This window comes from Polynucleobacter sp. 78F-HAINBA (assembly GCF_018882325.1).
Classification (GTDB): Bacteria; Pseudomonadota; Gammaproteobacteria; order Burkholderiales; family Burkholderiaceae; genus Polynucleobacter.
In genome coordinates, this window is sequence record NZ_JACVOQ010000005.1 from 1 (window position 1) to 17,445 (window position 17,445).

The following is a 17,445-nucleotide window of genomic DNA, read 5'->3' on the forward strand; positions in this document are numbered from 1 at the left end:
GAATACATCCACTACTACAACCACGATCGAATCAAACAAAAACTAAAGGGATTGAGCCCGGTGCAATACCGAACTCAATCCCTCGTGCTAACCTAACTAAACCGTCCAACTACTGGGGGTCAGTTCATACGGGTGGTTTTTTACATTCAAATCTTGATAAGATCGTTTATCCAATTTAATTCTGAATACATCATGAAACTAGCGCGCCTAATTTCCATATTGTTAGCAACCCTATTTGTTCTTGGGGCTTGTTCCAAGGAAGAGCAATCTAATGTAATTAAGGTTGCCGTATCCCCAACGATACCCCCCATGCTATTTGAAAAAGATGGCAAATATACAGGCATAGACTTGGAGATATTTGAGGGCTACTGCAAGTCAAGGGGCTGCACATTCAAAATGACTGCTTATGATTGGCTGGGTATGTTGGGCGCGGTGACTAGTGGCCAAGCTGATGTTGCATTCTCTGGGATTTCTATTACAGATAAGCGTAAAGAGGTGATGGATTTTTCTAATCCTTATTTCACCAGCACCTGGCAGTTGATTGGCTTAAAAAACCGCCATATCAAAATTACGGATTTATCCCAGTTAAAAAAATACACTATTGCTTATCCGACTGGCAGCGTATTTGATGACTACGTAAAAACCGTATTGCAGCCAAAAGGATATTACTCGGTAGACCAAGTAAAGCTATATCCATCGCCCGCTGAGGCGCTCATTGCGCTGCAAAATGGCAATGTAGATTTGGTATTTGTGGACAACGTCATGCTGGTTAATTATCAAAAATCTTTAAATCTTCCGGTTAGCAGTAGTTACCAAGTGGTCGGGTTTGATAATCTGGGATTTGCCTTCAAAAAAGGCTCAAAATTACGCGATGACTTTAATTTATACCTTTCTGAGCTGGGCCCAGAAAAGCTAAAGGCAATTATTAATCGCTGGACACAATAAATTGAAGTGATTTTCATATATTGGGTTAAAGTGCATCTTAAGCTGATCATTTCAATTATTCATAAGGAAAAATATGTCCCATCATGACAAGTTAATTGCTGCATTTGAAACGTATCAATCAGAGAATGAAAAGTTTCACGGAAAAGGCATTAAAGCTTCTGCTGCAAGAGCTCGTAAAGCATTGCAAGAGATTGCCGGTTCTTGCAAAGAACGCCGCAAAGAAATTACTGCTGAAAAAGAAGCGCTTGAAGGCAAGCCAAAAGGTGAGGGTATGTCACAAGATGCTGCTCGTCATGCGCACATCCGAAAGTAAGCTTTTTCTGAAAAGTCAAAAGTCACCCGCGGGTGACTTTTTTATTTAGAGGTCAACGTTTTCTAGAGCGGGGCCCTCAAGGTGTCGAGTGTCGGCCCATTGCCCCACCGCCCATCCACTATCTTGACTATGGGTAAGCCAGTTGAGTGATGCATTTGGTACTGAAGCTATTCTTTCAGCACTGAGGGCTTGCTTGCTAGCAATTCGATACATCATATCGAGCGTTCCGCCATGACTAACGATCAAAATAGTTTTACCAGTATGCCTTGCTTGAATTTTATCCAGCGCATTTTGTACGCGCAATGCAAATTTCTGAATGCTTTCTCCGCCCTCAAGATCATGCTCTAAGTCACGAGCAGTGTGTGCTTGCCAAATGTCAGGACGCTTCAATGGGGCCTCGCCAATTGAAAGTCCTTGAAGTGCGCCAAAATGCCGCTCTCGTAGCTCGCTATCCACTTGTGCATCTACACCAAATAATTCAACTACAGCATTTGCGGTGTCAGCCGCTCTCTTGAGGTCGCTGGTGTACAGAACATCAAATGTGAGTTTGATGTCTTTAAGTGCTTGCGCCATTTGGCGAGCCTGCAACATGCCTGTCGCATTAAGCGGAATATCGGTGTGCCCTTGCAAGCGCCTTTCGGCATTCCAAGAAGTTTCGCCATGGCGAATGAGGCAGAGTTTAGTTGTGGACATACTGCAATATTAAATTGAATTACTTTTCTTCAGACTCTGAAAGGTGAAGAAGATCTCCAGGGGTGAGTTGTCCAGACTCTAACGCCTCTGCCCTGAGGCCGCCCCTATTTTCAAAGGCGCTCATGAAATCTGGTCTTTTCAGTAAGTTGGCTGGTCGTTGGCATGGCTCACACAACTCGGTACCTCTAAATGCGAGACCACCCAAATAAAAAATCTTGCCAACTAAATCGTTGAGCTCATCCGCAGAAATGTCGCTGATGATGACGTTTCTACGAGTCTCGCCTTCACCAAAGGGTATTTGCTGCTTAGCTATTAATTGATGATTAGCATCCTCCACACCCTCTAGGGCGATGATGGAGATGTGACGTATCTTGATTTTAGTTTTGGAGAATGCGCCTCTGTCTAGCGCATAACGATCCCCCACAATTCCTTCGCCAGCAACGATGTTGGCTTGTGTAATCTGTGCCATTGTTTCGCCCGCTTGAGAGGCAATGTAGATGGAGTGAATCAGAGGGAGTGCTTTCATGATGAGAGCATATTACATAAGAAAAAGCCCCGGTAATTTCTGGGGCTTAGTACTTAGGCTGCGACAGGCTCAGCGATAGCTGCTGGCGCTGGAGGGCGCTTATTGAGAGCCCTCTGAATCTTTGCTTTTTCTTTTGGCTTGGTGCTAGATTCAAGTAATTTATTGAGTTGAGTGACGGTAAGTGGGCCCAATTTAGCTTTGCCGGTTTTACTAACCATGGGATCGTTTTTTCTATTTCTTTGATTTTGGCCAACAGCCATATTTTTTCCTAGAGTCTTGGAATGATGAACCTCTGAGCTTGCTCAGCAGACTCCCCTATATAGGGCGCGGAATAGTGATCACAAATCAGAATAACAGTTAAGCAGTCCAGGCGCTATGATTAGATCATGATGAATATTCCTAATCTGATTTTTGCCGCCATCATGGGTGGGCTTATGTCTTTGAGCATTACATTGGCCACGACTTTTGTACGAGTGGGTCTTGCGCCAGATTTCTTATGGGTTTGGTTGGAGGTTTGGTCAGTGGCCTATCCGGTCGCGATTATCTGTATTTTGATCTATCGACCATTTGCTAGCAAACTCACTGCAAGCTTGGTGAAGAGGCTTGAGCTATGAATAGGCTAATACGCTTATTAAATAAGGGAGCTTAAATGAAGCATCTCAAATATGTTTTGTTTTTGGGGGTTTTGTTTTTGAGTGCTTGCGCGGCTGTTTATACCGATGCATCAGATTCAAATCACGTCACCTTTTTAAATAGTGATGGTGAATCCATTGCATCACTAACACCCAAGGCCAATGCGTACTGTGCGCAATATGGAAAGACAGCGTCTTTTAGGAAGACCGATACTCAGTTAGTTGCAGTGTTCGATTGCAATTGGCCGCAATCAAGCCCACGCTAGATTTATCCAGCGAGGTCTGATTGATAGATGAGGCCCGCATGCTCTCTCAGGGCATGGAATTGAATGGATTCCCAGCGCTGTTGAGCAACATCTAGTTCTGATTTGTGGCTAGCCAAAAATACTGAAGCACCGACAACATCCTCTGCCATGCGGTGAATATTTTCTTGTATGAATTTCTTAAGTGCTACAGGATCGTCTGAGCTTACCCAGCGAGCCAGGTTATAGCGTGCAGGCAGTAAGCGAACTTCGGCGCCATACTCAGTTTGAAGGCGATGGCTCACCACTTCAAACTGTAGCTGTCCAAAGGCGCCCAGGAGCATGGTGCCGCCAGTCATAGGGCGGAATACTTGAATTGCACCTTCTTCGCCAAGCTGCATTAAGCCTGTGCGTAATTGCTTAGAGCGTAATGGATCGGCGGATTCGACCATGCGGAAAATTTCTGGGGCAAAAAATGGCAAGCCTGTGAATTGCAATTGCTCACCTTCTGTGAGTGTGTCACCCAGTCTCAGAAGGCCGTGATTTGGTAGTCCAATGATGTCGCCAGGGAAGGCCTCATCCAAAATATCGCGACGTTGCGACAAGAAAGACAGTGCATTATTGGTGCGCACTTCTTTTCCATTTCGACAAATCTTCAACTTCATGCCGCGCTGGAAATGCCCAGAACATATACGCAAGAAGGCAACGCGATCTCGATGCGCTGGGTCCATATTCGCTTGAATCTTAAACACCACTGCAGAGAATTTATTTTCAGCGGGACTGACTTCTCGTTGCAAAGCTTTGCGTGATCCCGGTGATGGAGCAAGCTCAACTAAGGTATTGAGAATTTCTCGTACACCAAAATTATTAATAGCTGAGCCAAAGAATACTGGCGATTGACGACCGGCCAAAAAGGCTTCTCGGTCAAACGCAGGCATCGCGTTTTTAATGAGATCCACTTCTGCAAGTGCATTTTCGAGATCAGTGCCTAGGCGCTCTTTCAGAGCAGGATCATTGACATCAATAATTGCATGCGAATCTTCAGTCACACGATCTTCGCCCGCCTTGAACATACGCATTTGTGAGTTGGCGATATCAATCACACCGGCAAATGATTTACCCATGCCTACAGGCCAAGTAAAAGGGACTACCTCGATGCCTAGCGCAGTTTCAATCTCATCCATGAGTTCCATGGGGGGCTTTACTTCGCGATCCATTTTATTAATGAAGGTCACGATTGGCGTGTTGCGTGCGCGGCAGACTTCAAGCAAGCGCAAGGTCTGTGATTCAACGCCATTTGCGGCATCAATCACCATGAGTGCAGAGTCAACGGCAGTCAGTACGCGGTAGGTGTCTTCAGAGAAATCTTGGTGCCCCGGGGTATCGAGAAGATTAATAATGCAATCACGGTATTCCATTTGCATGACCGAGCTCGCAACCGAAATACCACGTTGCTTCTCAATCTCCATCCAGTCAGAGGTCGCGTGACGACTCGCTTTGCGGGCCTTGACGCTTCCAGCAATCTGAATAGCTCCCGCGTATAACAAAAGTTTTTCGGTAAGCGTGGTCTTTCCAGCATCCGGGTGAGAGATGATGGCAAAGCTGCGACGTCTTAAAACTTCTGCGCCGGGAGTGCTGGAGGTGATGGTATCGATGGTAATTCTGCGCTTAATCTAATTGACAGAATTATAAGCGTGCCGAGCTTCTTAGAATTGCTCTTCAGGTCTTACAAAACGCCACTTTCCAGGAGGTAGGGCGCCCAGAGAAATTCTGCCCATACGAACACGTTTTAGACCTAGAACTCTCAGGCCAACCATTTCGCACATGCGACGAATTTGACGCTTGCGACCCTCTTTCAGAACAAAACGCAGCTGGTCTTCGTTCTGCCAGCTGACTTGAGCTGGCTTTAAAACAACGCCATCTAGCTCCAGACCATGTTTTAGTCGATCTAGATCTTCAAAAGAGAGGGCGCCTTCAACTCGAACCAAATACTCTTTCTCGATCGGACTATTTTCGCCGATGAGGAGTTTGGCAATACGACCATCTTGGGTTAACACCAGCATGCCAGTGGAGTCGATATCGAGGCGACCTGCAGGTGCTAAGCCGCGGGTATTAAAGCGTGGGTTGCGCCCCTTATCCAACGGACTAGGAAAGTAATTGTCTGGAGTGATCAGCGAGGCAGCCGGTTGGTACTCTTGCTCATCATCGTAATGAGAGATAAAGCCAACAGGTTTATTCAGAATGACCGTAATCCGAGAGGCCTGTTGAGCTTTGGCCCCAGACTGCAATTCAATCTTTTGGCTACGAAAAGCCCGTGAGCCCAGCTCATTCACTACCTCACCATCAACGGTTACCAGGCCCTGCTCAATATAGGAGTCAGCCTCACGACGAGAGCACAGACCTAATTCAGAGAGCAGCTTGGAGACACGAATTTTTTCTTCCATAGCCATATTATCGGGCAATTGCCCAAACATAGACTAGGTTCTGACAATATGCACGCTGCAAGGGGCCTCTTCAACAATCTTTGTCATGGAGGTCCGCCATGGCGTTACTTTGTTTGGCGGCTTGTGGGATGCCCCAATCAAAATTAGGGAGGCATCATTGTCTTTAGCAAATTCCACAATGCGACTTGCTGGATCTAGTGCCTCTAGCACGTGATATGAAATCCGTTCAGGCGGCAACTTCAATGGTTTAGCCCATTCCATGAGCTGCACAAGATGACCTCGCACAATACCGCTAGCAGTTTCACTTTCTTGATTGCCTTCAAAAGTTGGTGTGCTCGCAATGGTGCTGAGACATACAAGGCGACTTTCGGGATAAGCCTGCAATAAATTCTTCGCGGTTGTTTGCATGCGCTCACGCAAGTCTTCATCTGATTGGCGTGTATCAATCGCTGCAATCATTAATGGCGCGTCATAATTTCCGACGCTAGGGCGCGGGCTTGGGGAGGGTTCGTAACCTGCTGCGCGGAACATGCGTTTGAGATTTTCCCAAAAGCTCAGGGGATCAACTCGGTCAGCGCGCTCTGTAAGGGTGACGCTTTCATGGTCACGCAAGACTTGACGGAGACGTGTGGCACTTTGATATCGATCTGCTGCGCGCGGCTCTAGGCAGCGCAAAACAATTTCCTGTAACCAGCGTGGGATTTCTTTACGAATGGCTCTGGGAGGAAATGCCTGCGCCCACATTCGTTTTCGTAGGCCACTCATCGACTGTGGGTTGCCAAAAGGTAGTTCACCCGTTAGCAGCTCGTACATAATCACGCCGATAGAAAAAATATCACTGCGATAGTCAGAGCGAATTCCAGTAACTTGCTCTGGCGAAATGTATGGCGCAGAGCCAATTCCCTTGCGCATTTCTTCTGCAAGTAAGTCGGGAAAGCGCGCATGATGCGATAAGCCAAAGTCAATTAAGGTTAGCTTGCCCTTATCGTCAATCAGAATATTTTCTGGCTTGATGTCTAAATGAATAGCATCTTGCGAATGAAGGGATTGCACCGCTTGTGCTAGGTCAGCGCCAATCTTTACCACCTCATCAATCGTAAAAACTTTACCTTCTTTGATGAGGTCTTCAAGCGGTCGCCCTTCGACGCGCTCCATTGCAATATAGGGGCGCGTAGCCATGTTGCCGGAGCCAAGATATTTCGGAACATAGGGGCTCTTGAGCGAGCGCAGAATAGTAAGTTCAGTCTCAAAACCAATGAGGCTTTCAACAGGCTGATCACGACCTACTCTAGGTATTTTGAGAAGTATGGGAACATCAATCCCCTCTTTGGTTGCCGAGTACAAGCTGGCCATGCCACCACGATGAACTTCTGTCCCCAAGACAAATCCATCAACTACTTTGCCTTCTTGGAAAATCTCATCAACTGCTTCAATATCAGTATTAATCGACATAAGGTAATTATTTGCCCGTGATTAGGCGGTTGGCAAGATCTTCCGGCAATCCAGCGCGGCGCACTTTATCCGCTGCTGTAAATTGATCGTAAGGAGTGCGATGAAAAGTGAGTACTTCTAACTCTGGCTCGAAAACAGCAAAGCAAGCCTCAGGATTTCCATCTCGCGGTTGACCAAGCGAGCCAACCACTCCGACCCATTGACGATGGCGCATTACTGGAACTTCGTCACCAGGATGTGGGGCAAAACGAATTAATTTACCAACGGCACTTTGATAAAAGAGCGCTTGCTCGTGAGCATGGCCGACAAACGTATATGTCTTGCCAGAGTTTTGAACACAGCGCCAGGCGCTCATGCTGTCAGTGATGTAATTCCAGTCTCCTGGATTGTGTGCCGATGCATGAACAAAACACATCGCATCTTCTTGAATCATTAATGGCAAGTCTTTTAAGAATTGCACTTGAGTAGCGTTAAGTTGGGATTTAGTCCACTCAATTGCGGCATTCGCACTCGCATTCATTTGATGGCTATGGTCTTCAAAGACTGCTTGGTCATGATTGCCTAGAACGGCAATCGCCTTGTTATTGGCAACCATTTCTCCAATACGATCAATCAGAGCGCCAGGATCCGCGTTGTAACCAACAAGATCGCCTAAAAAAACCATGCGGGTAACACCCAAATCTTTGGCCTGCTCCATGCAAGCATCGAATGCCTCTAAATTGCTATGTAGATCGGCAAATAGCCCAATACGTTCAGTCATCCTTTAATGATAGGACAAAAGCGCTGCGAGAAGAAGGGTTAATAAGGCCCAGCTTCGTTAAATGGCCTGTTTTTAAAACGCTTATGAACCCAATAGTACTCAGCGGGCCTGAGCCTAATCTCACGTTCAAAAATTTGGTTTAAGCGTGCGGTATCTGCTTGCGGGTCCTCGGTTGGAAAATTCTCAAGCGGTTTGCTAATCGTACAAACATAACCAGCCCCATTCTTTTTTAGCGTCGTAATCATCATGCAGACTTCCGCACCAGTGATTTTGGCGAGGCGTGATACAGCTGTAATCGTATTGGTTTGAATATTAAAAAAGGGAACGAAGGTTGAGTCCTTGAGGCCTAAATCGATATCAGGCGCAATGATAATGAAGCTCCCCCTCCGAATTTCTCGGATGAGCTCAAGAGAGTTTCCTTGGCGATCAATAGAATTTCCACCAAAGCGATTGCGCCACTCAATAATTTTTCTATTAAAGAAAGGGCTTTTCATTCTTTGAAAAAACCCCGAAGTTCGTGGCCAGCCCCTGTCGTGAGCAAGCGCACTCAAAATAATGCCGCCTTCAATGCCAATAAAATGCATATTTACTAAGATGCGTGGCTTTCTATCGCTCAGGTCGATCTCTGATCGAACTTCGATCATGTCATCGAGCTGTTTTTTAGTTCCAAGCCAAATAATGCTTTTCTCTACCAGGCTGCGGCCGAGCAGCTGCCAATGTTGTTTTCTAAGCTCGTTAATTTCGCCCGAATTTAGTTCAGGAAAGCACAGTTCTAAATTTTTTTGAACTACTCGATTTCGATCGCTGGGAATAAGTGCTGCCAGGTATCCCAGTCCATAGCCAATCGATACGAGGGTCTTGTAGGGAAGCGATACCAGAAATCGAAGTAGCGCTACGCCAGAATTATTTGAAAAGTTTTTAAACAAAACTCAATTTATTCGGCGTCGTAGCGTGATAAAGATTTAGCGTAGCGCACATTCATTTCTTCGGTAGAGCTAATCGACATGCCCAAATCATTTACTAAGCCAGTCTCAAGGCGATAAGCCCAGCCATGCACCGTTAGATCTTGTCCTCTTGCCCATGCATCTTGAACGATGGTGGTTTCGCAAACGTTCACCACTTGCTCGATAACATTGAGTTCGCACAAACGATCCTGTCGTTTTGCAGTTGGAATAACTTCGCCAAGATAGCGCTCATGCTTTTGATGCACATCCTTAACATGGCGCAACCAATTGTCAGCAAGCCCAACGCGTCTGTCAGTTAAGGCGGCATGTACACCAGAGCAGCCATAATGACCCACTACCAAAATGTGTTTGACCTTTAAGAGATCAATGGCAAATTGGATTACGGATAAGCAGTTCAGATCAGTGTGAACCACCACATTGGCAACATTACGATGCACAAAGAGTTCGCCTGGCAGCAGGTTAACAATGTCATTTGCAGGTACGCGGCTATCTGAGCAGCCAATCCAAAGATATTCTGGCGCCTGCTGAGAAACTAGGCGCTTAAAAAAATTAGCATCTTTAGCGATCATCGCCTCTGCCCATTCGCGATTATTGGCAAATAGCTGGTCTAAGGCGCTGGAGTTCTTCATAATCATGTTTTGAGTTTAAAGTACTTTAATGATGCCTATTTGGTTAAAACAAACCCCCACTGGCATTGTTCTTAATTTACATTGCCAGCCGGGCGCAAAGCTAACCAAGGTGGTTGGCCTTCATGATGGCTGCCTCAAGATATCCCTTCAGGCTCCGGCCTTGGAAAATAGGGCGAATGAGATGTTGTTGTCCTGGCTTTCCAAGCGATTAAGGGTGCCCCAAAAACAAATTCAGCTCTTATCGGGACAAAATAGCCGTGTAAAGCGGCTGGAAATCTGGGGCTCAATCACCCCAGAGCAGATTGTTGAAGCTTTAAGTCCTTAAGGATTTACCAAAAGATGGCCCAGAGGATTCCTAAAATCAAAACCCATTTTCCGATGTAATAAACACGGCGGTGTTTTGCCTTCAGCTTCTTTGCTTGCGCTCTCAAGTGATAAAAGTACTTAAAGAGAATGTTTACAAATCCTACCTTCTCCCCCTCAACATTCTGAGAAGAGGCTGCGCTCATCACGTAGCGACCAAAGCAGTGATTGAATAATTGCACCAATTTAGTGTGAACAGGCCGTTCGACATCGCAAAACAAGACAATGCGCTGATGATCCGTCTCATTGGCGGCGTAGTGAATGTAAGTTTCATCAAACATCACTGGTTCGCCATCTTTCCAGAAATAACGCTCCCCATCAACATCGATAAAGCACTTTGGATTGTTTGGGGTGACAAGGCCAATGTGATAGCGCAGTGAGCCTGCATAAGGGTCTCTATGGCGTACAAGCGTTGCCCCAGGGGGTAGGGAGGCAAACATCGCAGCCTTGATCGAGGGGATCGATTTGAGGAGGGCAACGGTTTTAGGGCACTGGAGTTGTGCGGATGGCATTTCTTTGCCATACCAATAGAGGTGAAAACGTTTCCAGCCTGTCCGGAAAAAGGAGTTAAACCCAATATCGTTATATCCCGTAGCAGCAGCAATTGCACCATCTGCATTTAAAGCAAGCGCTTCATCGCGGATGATCTGCCAATTATCTTGAAGGGGTTTCATCTCTGGAAAGTCTGCAACTGGAATAAATGCCCCAGCCTTAGTTTTTGAGAATAAATAAAGGAGAGTATTAACTGGCGCCAAAAGAACTTGATAGTCCGTTAGTGAGCGCACTAAGCCAAATCGAACCTTACCCCTGAAGTAGACATAAACAGCCGAGACAACAAAGATCAAAAAGACGATGTGACGTAATTCCATAAGATTTACCAGTTAGCGTTAACGCTAGTATTTTAATTTGTATGGAGTGCCATTTCATCCCTATTTTTGTAATGAATATGCTCAAATGTTGATTGGGGTCAAATGGACCGCTATGAATGCACCTATTTAGGGCTGCAGAGATGATTTGTTAAGGAAAACCACATGAATGGATTCGTAAAATGGCTTTTAAGCCTTGTATTGATTGGCTTAGCCGGTTTAGCGGCTTATACCTGGATTATGCTCAATTGGAGCTATGGCAGCGGTGAGCGTGCCGGCTACGTCCAGAAATTCTCTAACCGTGGTTATGTATGTAAAACCTGGGAAGGCGAATTAGCCATGGTTTCCATGCCAGGAACCATGTCAGAAAAATTCCTCTTTACGGTTCGTGAAGATGCTGTGGCGCAAAAAATTAATGCGAATTTGGGTAAAAAAGTTGCCCTTAAATATGATCAGCACATTGGATTGCCTACAAGCTGTTTTGGCGATACCGAGTATTTTGTGTCCGATGTGACAGTTATAGAAGAGTAAAAAAGCAGCAATAAAAAAATTTGCTGTGACGCAGCTTTATTTTTGTAATTTTTTGTGGTTAAAATCATGTAAGCGCACTGTGCGCTGACATCAATATCTATAAGGAGCTTCACTTGAACAAAGCAGAACTAATCGCAGCGATTGCTGACGACGCTGAGATCTCAAAAGCCAAAGCTGAATTTGCATTGAATTCTGCTATTGAGCAAATCATTAAAGCTGTTACTAAAGGCGACTCAGTACAACTGATCGGTTTCGGTACTTTTGCTTCTGGTAAGCGCGCTGCACGTATGGGCCGTAACCCAAAAACTGGCGAGCCACTCAAAATTGCTGCTGCTAAAACTGTTAAGTTTTCTGCTGGTAAAGCATTTAAAGATTCAGTTAACAAGCGTAAGAAGTAATTCTTGCTTTGTTGATGAAAAAGCCCGGCATGCCGGGCTTTTTTGTTTCTAGAGATAGCGCTGGAATCTTGAGCGATCGCCTAATCTGATTTTTAACTTTGCACTAAACGTCGGTGGCGATGAATGCTCATCAAAATGCCGGCACCAAACCCCAGTGTTACTAAGGCAGTACCTCCGTAACTGATGAAGGGCAATGGCACGCCAACAACGGGCAATAGACCGCTTACCATGCCGATATTCACAAATGCGTAGGTAAAGAAAATCAGTGTGACCGATGCACCTAGTAGTCGTGTAAAAAGATTGGGCGCGCTGGCGGAGATGGCTAGGCCTCGTTTAATCAGGGCGAAGAAAAGTGCTAGCAAGACCAAGTTGCCTAGAAGACCAAATTCTTCAGAAAAAACCGCAAAGATAAAGTCGGTATGTTTTTCTGGAATAAATTCAAGATGCGCTTGCGTACCCTGAAACCAGCCTTTGCCGAAAAATCCACCCGAGCCAATTGCAATCATGGATTGAATTGTATGAAAGCCTTTGCCGAGAGGATCGCTACTTGGATCGAGCAAAGTGCAGACCCGATGTTTTTGGTAGTTATGGACCAGTGGCCAAACAACATCATGCGCACAAATCATATTGCCAAAAATAATGATCAAGATAATGCCAAAAGCGCCGAGGCCTACAAATGGCAGAATCCATTTCCACGGTAGTCCCGCTAAAATAATCACATACATGCCTGCAGCGAAAACTAAGAGTGCTGTTCCTAGATCGGGCTGGCGTGCAATGAGGAATACCGGAATAGCGAGGATGATCGCTGCCACTCCATAGTCCCACGATTTTTGGATGCCTTCACGTTTCTGAAAGTACCAGGCCAACATCAATGGCATGGCAATTTTCATGAGCTCTGATGGCTGAATTACGAACCCAATGTTCAGCCAACGTCGCGCACCCTTTTTAATTAATCCAAATGCAGCAACCGCTATTAGTAACGCAACTCCAATCCCATAAACCCATACTGCCGCCATCTCTAACCACTTTGGCGGAATACGAGAAACGATCCACATCACTGCAAATGAGAGTGCCAAGTTACGCAATTCATCTTCAAACCGTACAGGCGTATTCTGACTTGCAGACAAGAAGGTAATAAATCCAACCCCCGCTAAGCCAAGTAAAATAAGACCTAGCTGGCGATCAAGTCCGCTAAAAATACTCAGAAATATTTTCTTGGTTTTACTTATGGCGCTCTTTTCCATTCAGGAATCTCCTTTGGCCATTTACCTTCAAGATAAAAATCTAACGCTTTGCGCGCAATCGGTGCGGCATGTTGCGCACCAAATCCTGCGTTCTCAACGACCATTGCAATCACGATAGTTGGCTTTTCTGCGGGAGCAAAAGCAATGTATAAAGCGTGGTCGCGTAAAAATTCTGCAGTAGATCCGTGCTTGTACTCTTTCGAGTTCAAACTAAATACTTGCGCTGTCCCTGTCTTGCCGCCAACTTGATAGCCCGTACCTTTAAAAACTGAGGCAGAGGTTCCAGAGTTGTTCACTTCAACCATAGCCTTCTTGATCACCTCAACGTTCTCTGGAACAAGATCGATGCGATAACTTTCTTTTGGCGTTGTAAGGGTGCGGTTTCTTGTGAAAGGATCTTCAATCGCTTTCACCAAGTGTGGTTTCATTACGATGCCGTTATTTGCCATGTTTGCCATAGCATGTGCCAACTGCAAAATAGTAAATGCGTTGTAGCCCTGTCCAATGCCAAGAGAAATGGTTTCGCCCTCATACCATTTTTGCTGCTCTGGTTTCTTGAAGGTATTTTTCTTCCACTCCGTGGATGGCAGGACACCTTTGGATTCACCTTGTAAGTCGATGCCGGTAATTTGCCCAAAGCCAAATGGTTTCATGAAGTCATGCATCATGTTGACGCCCATATCGCGCGCCAACATGTAGTAGTAGGTATCGCAAGATTCAACAATGGACTTTTGCATGTCCACAATACCGTGCCCACCTTTTTTGTCATCACGGAAGGTGTGATTTCCAAAATCAAAATAACCTGGATCTGAAATGGTTTGTGACGGTGTGCGCTTTTTAGTTTCTAAAGCTGCGAGCGCCATAAATGGTTTGTATGTTGATCCCGGTGGGTAGATGCCTTTAAGTGGGCGGTTATATAGTGGCTTTTGCGGGGAGTCATTCAACTCTTTCCATGTCACTGAATCAATGCCCTCCACGAAATCATTTGGATTAAAGTTTGGCTTGGATACAAATGCCAAGATGTCACCAGTCTCTGGTTCAATCGCTACGAATGCGCCGCGGAAATTTCCGTAGAGTTGTTCAACCAAGTATTGCAGCTTGATATCCACTGACAACACCACATTTTTGCCTGGTATTGAAGGCGAGCTAGAAAGCGTGCGCACCGGCTTGCCGCCCGCTGTAATTTCTACTTGGTCATATCCTGGTACGCCGCGAAGAACCGCTTCATAACTTTGCTCTAGACCAATCTTCCCAACGTACTGAATGCCCGGCAAGAAAGAAGTCTGCAATGCATCCGGATCATCGACTTTAGAGTTCTCGATTTCCGCCTGCATCTTCTCTTTATCTCTTTGAGAAACCCGTCCGATATAGCCAATTAAATGCGACGCTAATTCGTTGTATGGATACTCTCTGAAGCTGCGGGCGCGGATCTCCACCCCCGGGAATCTGTAGCGATTAGCCATAAATCGAGCAGTTTCAGCCTCGGTGAGCATCGATCTGAGCGGAAAAGTGCCCATTTTTCGAGAATCTTCCAGCGAACGCTTGAAATTGCGGCGATCTCGCGGGGAAATCAGCACAATTTGAGACAGCTCGTCGATAAGTTCATCCACATTTCCTTTAACTTCTTCGGCATTCACATCTAAGGTCAAGGCTGAGTAGTTTCTGCCAATCACAATGCCATTGCGATCTATCAGGAGACCCCGATTAGCTGGAGCTGGCACGAGAGCAATGCGGTTATTTTCGGCCAATAAGGCATATTTGCCGTGACTCACAAGCTGTAGCCACACCAACCGTGTAATTAATAATAAAAAGCAGAATGTGACAAATAGGGTCGCAATATGAATGCGCTCTTGAAACGAGTCGAGATCTGGTTTTTTGAACGAAACCATACCGCTCTCTAAATTGGACGATTGTGATCAACGTCAATGGGGCGACGTTGAGGTGACAACAAGATGCGTGTTGCCACGGGCCACAGCAATGCCTCAATCAGGGCTTGAATGGCACCAGTTAAGGCCCACCAATGTATCTCACCACTTAATAACCAATGAGCCAGCACTGGGAATAAGGAAACTAATAAGAAGATGGGCAAAAGATGCAGGGCTTGCGTTAAAACATTTAAGGCAATGATGCGACGATGCCAAGAGATGGCAAGGTAAGCCACTAATGAGTAGCTAAATGCATGCAGCCCCAATAAGTCCGAGTTATGGACATCCATCAATAGACCGAGAATGAAGGCGATGATGACGCCGACATAGCGATGCTGATGGATATTCCAGAACACGATGCAAATAATGAGCCAGTCTGGCACCCAGCCGTAATTACCAATTGGCAGAAGGTTTAGCAGTAGGGCGCAAAACAAGCTGAAATAAATAAAGACCGGATTCACCGGGCGCAGAATGTAGCCGCTTTGAAAATCGATCATTGCATGCCTCGCGCACGAGTTTGACGGCGACCTGGAGTGTTGGTCAGTGGCGCACCAGGTTTGCTAGTAGCGGTGGATGCTTTTGCATCCCACTGTGGATCGTAAAGCAGGGCTAAGGCCTGACGGTAGCGATTGACTGCTGCAACTGGTACGCAAAATACATTTGAAGAGTTTTTGTCTGCATTACGTTCAATTCGGCTAATTACCGCCACCGCAAAGCCGGGCGGGTAGATGCCATCAATGCCTGAGGTAATGAGTGCATCCCCCACCTCTAAATCGCTGGCCACCGGAAGGTAGCGAAGTTCAAGTGGGTTGCCACGCCCCGCACCAAATACCGCTGCTCTTAAGCCATTGCGAGCGACTTGTACTGGAACTGCAAAGTCACGATCTTCAAGTAATGAGACTTCTGCAGAGTGATCGTAAATGCGTACCACTTGACCTAAGATGCCAGAGTCATTTGCGATGGGGTTGCCCAGCTTAAGGCCATCATCGCTGCCGCGATTAATCACGATGCGCTGAGAAATTGGATTGGGTGGATTGAATAAAATTTCTACTGGCAATGTTTTAAATGGAGAGTGCTTTTGCAAATCCATTAGCTGACGTAGGTTTTGATTTTCTACAAGAAGAAATTCAGATTGGTTGGCAAGCAAAGAGAGCTCTGCTTGGCGCACTTTCATTTCTTGATTTTCTTTATCTAGCGTTCCGCGACTGGTGAAGTATTCTGATGTCGCTTCATAGGCATTGCGCGGCATCATCATCACATACTCTAGCGGGCGCAATAACCAATTTACGTTATTGCGAATCGGATCCAGTGCTTTAAAGCGAAAATCGATCAACATCAATGCGATGCTGATCGATAGACAGACAATCAGTTTGACTAAAGCCGGAACGCCTTGTCTGAAAAGAGGAGGAGCGCTATGTTGCAATTCCCTAATCGACGCTTAGGTCAATTACTCTTGAGAGAACACGCCACCCAACTTATCCATGCGCTCTAAAGCAATACCGCAACCACGAGCAACGCAAGTGAGGGGGTCTTCTGCAACATGAATAGGAAGGCCAGTTTCTTCGAGCAGTAAGCGATCGAGGTCACGCAATAGCGCGCCACCACCAGTGAGCATCATGCCGCGCTCAGCGATGTCAGATGCAAGCTCAGGAGGAATTTGCTCTAAGGCCGCTTTTACTGCAGTCACGATTTGATTCAGCGGGTCAGTCAAGGCTTCGAGTACTTCATTGCTTGTCACGGTGAAGCTACGTGGAATACCTTCAGAAAGATTGCGACCTTTTACTTCCATCTCGCGAACTTCTTGTCCCGGGAATGCAGAGCCAATAGTTTTCTTAATTAACTCAGCAGTTTGTTCACCGATCAACATGCCGTAGTTACGACGGATGTAATTAGTGATTGCTTCATCAAACTTATCGCCGCCAACACGAACAGAGCCTTTGTAAACCATGCCGCCTAATGACATAACGCCAACTTCAGTTGTACCGCCGCCGATATCAACAACCATCGAACCAGCTGCTTCAGAAACTGGCAGACCTGCACCAATTGCAGCAGCCATTGGCTCTTCAATCAAAAATACTTGTGATGCGCCTGCACCTAAGGCAGATTCGCGAATTGCGCGACGCTCGACTTGAGTGGATCCGCAAGGAACGCAAATGATGATGCGTGGGCTAGGCTTTAAAAGCTTGCTCTCGTGCACCATTTTGATAAATTGCTTGAGCATCTGCTCAGTAATCGTGAAATCGGCAATAACGCCGTCTTTCATAGGGCGAATGGCCTCAATATTTCCAGGAACACGACCCAACATGGCTTTTGCTTCTTTTCCAACCGCCAAAATGGTCTTTTTGCCATTTGGGCCGCCTTCGGTGCGAATTGCCACAACTGACGGTTCATCAAGCACAATACCCCGTTCACGCATGTAAATTAAGGTGTTGGCGGTGCCTAGGTCGATGGCCAGGTCATTAGAAAAGTAGCTGCGGAAAAAACCAAACATGATGTAGTGGGAAAATAAGTAAGTGT

23 protein-coding genes are annotated in these 17,445 nt (G+C 46.1%); 8 read left to right on the forward strand and 15 right to left on the reverse strand.

Features of this window, described 5'->3' with window-relative positions; translation table 11 throughout:
- From ICN11_RS06470 to ICN11_RS06480, 3 genes are all read left to right on the forward strand, one after another.
- On the forward strand, positions 1 to 96 hold a 96-nt coding region (locus tag ICN11_RS06470), incomplete at its 5' end, for an IS3 family transposase (protein ID WP_216123889.1).
- A gap of 96 nt (positions 97 to 192) precedes the next feature.
- The gene (locus tag ICN11_RS06475; RefSeq protein ID WP_216229663.1) at positions 193 to 945 is read left to right on the forward strand and encodes a transporter substrate-binding domain-containing protein; all 753 of its coding nucleotides are present in this window, start codon (positions 193 to 195) and stop codon (positions 943 to 945) included.
- A gap of 73 nt (positions 946 to 1,018) precedes the next feature.
- Positions 1,019 to 1,258, forward strand: coding sequence for a hypothetical protein (locus ICN11_RS06480; protein ID WP_015422196.1), 240 nt, complete (start codon positions 1,019 to 1,021; stop codon positions 1,256 to 1,258).
- A gap of 45 nt (positions 1,259 to 1,303) precedes the next feature.
- Here the strand turns inward: ICN11_RS06480 and ICN11_RS06485 are convergent, their stop codons facing one another.
- Genes ICN11_RS06485 through ICN11_RS06495 form a run of 3 tightly spaced genes read right to left on the reverse strand, consistent with a single transcriptional unit; the run spans position 1,304 to position 2,695 of the window.
- Complete coding sequence (locus tag ICN11_RS06485) at positions 1,304 to 1,951, reverse strand: histidine phosphatase family protein (RefSeq protein WP_216229664.1); 648 nt, start codon at positions 1,949 to 1,951, stop codon at positions 1,304 to 1,306.
- A 19-nt stretch (positions 1,952 to 1,970) separates the two neighbouring features.
- The gene (locus tag ICN11_RS06490) at positions 1,971 to 2,477 is read right to left on the reverse strand and encodes an MOSC domain-containing protein (RefSeq protein WP_255533047.1); all 507 of its coding nucleotides are present in this window, start codon (positions 2,475 to 2,477) and stop codon (positions 1,971 to 1,973) included.
- Positions 2,478 to 2,530: 53 nt separating this feature from the next.
- On the reverse strand, positions 2,531 to 2,695 hold the full coding sequence (locus tag ICN11_RS06495; RefSeq protein WP_216229665.1) for a hypothetical protein: 165 nt from the start codon (positions 2,693 to 2,695) through the stop codon (positions 2,531 to 2,533).
- Positions 2,696 to 2,863: 168 nt separating this feature from the next.
- On the opposite strand from ICN11_RS06495, the gene ICN11_RS06500 reads away from it, so the two are divergent.
- Together ICN11_RS06500 and ICN11_RS06505 are read left to right on the forward strand one after the other, a co-directional pair.
- Entirely contained in the window at positions 2,864 to 3,091 is a 228-nt protein-coding gene (locus ICN11_RS06500) for a DUF2798 domain-containing protein (RefSeq protein WP_216229666.1), read from the forward strand.
- A gap of 35 nt (positions 3,092 to 3,126) precedes the next feature.
- Positions 3,127 to 3,375: a hypothetical protein gene (locus tag ICN11_RS06505; RefSeq protein WP_216229667.1), complete on the forward strand. Its 249-nt coding sequence runs from the start codon at positions 3,127 to 3,129 to the stop codon at positions 3,373 to 3,375.
- 2 nt (positions 3,376 to 3,377) lie between these two features.
- On the opposite strand, the gene ICN11_RS06510 is transcribed toward ICN11_RS06505, so the two are convergent.
- From ICN11_RS06510 to can, 6 genes are read right to left on the reverse strand one after another with little or no spacing between them, the layout of a single operon-like run.
- The gene (locus ICN11_RS06510) at positions 3,378 to 4,997 is read right to left on the reverse strand and encodes a peptide chain release factor 3 (RefSeq protein WP_370623614.1); all 1,620 of its coding nucleotides are present in this window, start codon (positions 4,995 to 4,997) and stop codon (positions 3,378 to 3,380) included.
- A 60-nt stretch (positions 4,998 to 5,057) separates the two neighbouring features.
- Positions 5,058 to 5,795 carry a pseudouridine synthase gene (locus ICN11_RS06515; RefSeq protein WP_216229833.1) on the reverse strand — a complete coding sequence of 246 codons (738 nt, stop codon included), beginning with the start codon at positions 5,793 to 5,795 and terminating at the stop codon, positions 5,058 to 5,060.
- A 33-nt stretch (positions 5,796 to 5,828) separates the two neighbouring features.
- Complete coding sequence (locus ICN11_RS06520; protein WP_216229668.1) at positions 5,829 to 7,247, reverse strand: protein kinase; 1,419 nt, start codon at positions 7,245 to 7,247, stop codon at positions 5,829 to 5,831.
- A 7-nt stretch (positions 7,248 to 7,254) separates the two neighbouring features.
- Positions 7,255 to 8,007, reverse strand: coding sequence for a metallophosphoesterase (locus ICN11_RS06525; RefSeq protein WP_216229669.1), 753 nt, complete (start codon positions 8,005 to 8,007; stop codon positions 7,255 to 7,257).
- Positions 8,008 to 8,045: 38 nt separating this feature from the next.
- The gene (locus tag ICN11_RS06530) at positions 8,046 to 8,933 is read right to left on the reverse strand and encodes a lipid A biosynthesis acyltransferase (RefSeq protein ID WP_216229670.1); all 888 of its coding nucleotides are present in this window, start codon (positions 8,931 to 8,933) and stop codon (positions 8,046 to 8,048) included.
- A gap of 8 nt (positions 8,934 to 8,941) precedes the next feature.
- Entirely contained in the window at positions 8,942 to 9,607 is a 666-nt protein-coding gene (can, locus tag ICN11_RS06535; RefSeq protein WP_216229671.1) for a carbonate dehydratase, read from the reverse strand.
- Between the two features lie 22 nt (positions 9,608 to 9,629).
- Between can and ICN11_RS06540 the strand changes: the two genes are divergently transcribed.
- Entirely contained in the window at positions 9,630 to 9,926 is a 297-nt protein-coding gene (locus ICN11_RS06540) for a DUF167 domain-containing protein (protein ID WP_216229672.1), read from the forward strand.
- 4 nt (positions 9,927 to 9,930) lie between these two features.
- Here ICN11_RS06540 and ICN11_RS06545 read toward each other — a convergent pair whose 3' ends face one another.
- Positions 9,931 to 10,833, reverse strand: coding sequence for an aspartyl/asparaginyl beta-hydroxylase domain-containing protein (locus tag ICN11_RS06545; RefSeq protein WP_216229673.1), 903 nt, complete (start codon positions 10,831 to 10,833; stop codon positions 9,931 to 9,933).
- A gap of 162 nt (positions 10,834 to 10,995) precedes the next feature.
- Between ICN11_RS06545 and ICN11_RS06550 the strand changes: the two genes are divergently transcribed.
- Positions 10,996 to 11,361, forward strand: a complete 366-nt coding sequence (locus ICN11_RS06550; RefSeq protein ID WP_216178684.1) for a hypothetical protein — start codon at positions 10,996 to 10,998, stop codon at positions 11,359 to 11,361.
- Between the two features lie 77 nt (positions 11,362 to 11,438).
- Entirely contained in the window at positions 11,439 to 11,759 is a 321-nt protein-coding gene (locus tag ICN11_RS06555) for an HU family DNA-binding protein (RefSeq protein ID WP_143742185.1), read from the forward strand.
- 92 nt (positions 11,760 to 11,851) lie between these two features.
- On the opposite strand, the gene rodA is transcribed toward ICN11_RS06555, so the two are convergent.
- Genes rodA through ICN11_RS06580 form a run of 5 tightly spaced genes read right to left on the reverse strand, consistent with a single transcriptional unit; the run spans position 11,852 to position 17,419 of the window.
- Positions 11,852 to 13,003 carry a rod shape-determining protein RodA gene (gene rodA / locus ICN11_RS06560; RefSeq protein WP_216229674.1) on the reverse strand — a complete coding sequence of 384 codons (1,152 nt, stop codon included), beginning with the start codon at positions 13,001 to 13,003 and terminating at the stop codon, positions 11,852 to 11,854.
- Positions 12,985 to 14,892 (reverse strand): penicillin-binding protein 2, encoded by a 1,908-nt coding sequence (mrdA, locus tag ICN11_RS06565; protein ID WP_216229675.1) that lies wholly within the window; start codon positions 14,890 to 14,892, stop codon positions 12,985 to 12,987. The genes rodA and mrdA overlap by 19 nt, the downstream gene beginning before the upstream one ends.
- A gap of 8 nt (positions 14,893 to 14,900) precedes the next feature.
- Positions 14,901 to 15,425 carry a rod shape-determining protein MreD gene (gene mreD, locus ICN11_RS06570; protein WP_216229676.1) on the reverse strand — a complete coding sequence of 175 codons (525 nt, stop codon included), beginning with the start codon at positions 15,423 to 15,425 and terminating at the stop codon, positions 14,901 to 14,903.
- Positions 15,422 to 16,351, reverse strand: a complete 930-nt coding sequence (gene mreC / locus ICN11_RS06575; protein WP_216229677.1) for a rod shape-determining protein MreC — start codon at positions 16,349 to 16,351, stop codon at positions 15,422 to 15,424. The genes mreD and mreC overlap by 4 nt, the downstream gene beginning before the upstream one ends.
- 24 nt (positions 16,352 to 16,375) lie before the next feature.
- The gene (locus tag ICN11_RS06580) at positions 16,376 to 17,419 is read right to left on the reverse strand and encodes a rod shape-determining protein (protein WP_015422176.1); all 1,044 of its coding nucleotides are present in this window, start codon (positions 17,417 to 17,419) and stop codon (positions 16,376 to 16,378) included.
- Between the last annotated feature and the right edge of the window lie 26 nt (positions 17,420 to 17,445).

What these genes read in the sequence shown, in the direction of transcription:
- ICN11_RS06540 (WP_216229672.1), top strand. Translation starts at nt 9,630, where the DNA reads ATGATGCCTATTTGGTTAAAACAAACCCCCACTGGCATTGTTCTTAAT.
- ICN11_RS06485 (WP_216229664.1), bottom strand. Translation starts at nt 1,951, where the DNA reads ATGTCCACAACTAAACTCTGCCTCATTCGCCATGGCGAAACTTCTTGG.
- ICN11_RS06490 (WP_255533047.1), bottom strand. Translation starts at nt 2,477, where the DNA reads ATGAAAGCACTCCCTCTGATTCACTCCATCTACATTGCCTCTCAAGCG.
- ICN11_RS06525 (WP_216229669.1), bottom strand. Translation starts at nt 8,007, where the DNA reads ATGACTGAACGTATTGGGCTATTTGCCGATCTACATAGCAATTTAGAG.
- ICN11_RS06515 (WP_216229833.1), bottom strand. Translation starts at nt 5,795, where the DNA reads ATGGAAGAAAAAATTCGTGTCTCCAAGCTGCTCTCTGAATTAGGTCTG.
- ICN11_RS06580 (WP_015422176.1), bottom strand. Translation starts at nt 17,419, where the DNA reads ATGTTTGGTTTTTTCCGCAGCTACTTTTCTAATGACCTGGCCATCGAC.
- ICN11_RS06550 (WP_216178684.1), top strand. Translation starts at nt 10,996, where the DNA reads ATGAATGGATTCGTAAAATGGCTTTTAAGCCTTGTATTGATTGGCTTA.
- rodA (WP_216229674.1), bottom strand. Translation starts at nt 13,003, where the DNA reads ATGGAAAAGAGCGCCATAAGTAAAACCAAGAAAATATTTCTGAGTATT.
- ICN11_RS06545 (WP_216229673.1), bottom strand. Translation starts at nt 10,833, where the DNA reads ATGGAATTACGTCACATCGTCTTTTTGATCTTTGTTGTCTCGGCTGTT.
- ICN11_RS06505 (WP_216229667.1), top strand. Translation starts at nt 3,127, where the DNA reads ATGAAGCATCTCAAATATGTTTTGTTTTTGGGGGTTTTGTTTTTGAGT.
- mrdA (WP_216229675.1), bottom strand. Translation starts at nt 14,892, where the DNA reads ATGGTTTCGTTCAAAAAACCAGATCTCGACTCGTTTCAAGAGCGCATT.
- ICN11_RS06480 (WP_015422196.1), top strand. Translation starts at nt 1,019, where the DNA reads ATGTCCCATCATGACAAGTTAATTGCTGCATTTGAAACGTATCAATCA.
- mreD (WP_216229676.1), bottom strand. Translation starts at nt 15,425, where the DNA reads ATGATCGATTTTCAAAGCGGCTACATTCTGCGCCCGGTGAATCCGGTC.
- ICN11_RS06500 (WP_216229666.1), top strand. Translation starts at nt 2,864, where the DNA reads ATGATGAATATTCCTAATCTGATTTTTGCCGCCATCATGGGTGGGCTT.
- can (WP_216229671.1), bottom strand. Translation starts at nt 9,607, where the DNA reads ATGATTATGAAGAACTCCAGCGCCTTAGACCAGCTATTTGCCAATAAT.
- ICN11_RS06495 (WP_216229665.1), bottom strand. Translation starts at nt 2,695, where the DNA reads ATGGTTAGTAAAACCGGCAAAGCTAAATTGGGCCCACTTACCGTCACT.
- ICN11_RS06520 (WP_216229668.1), bottom strand. Translation starts at nt 7,247, where the DNA reads ATGTCGATTAATACTGATATTGAAGCAGTTGATGAGATTTTCCAAGAA.
- ICN11_RS06475 (WP_216229663.1), top strand. Translation starts at nt 193, where the DNA reads ATGAAACTAGCGCGCCTAATTTCCATATTGTTAGCAACCCTATTTGTT.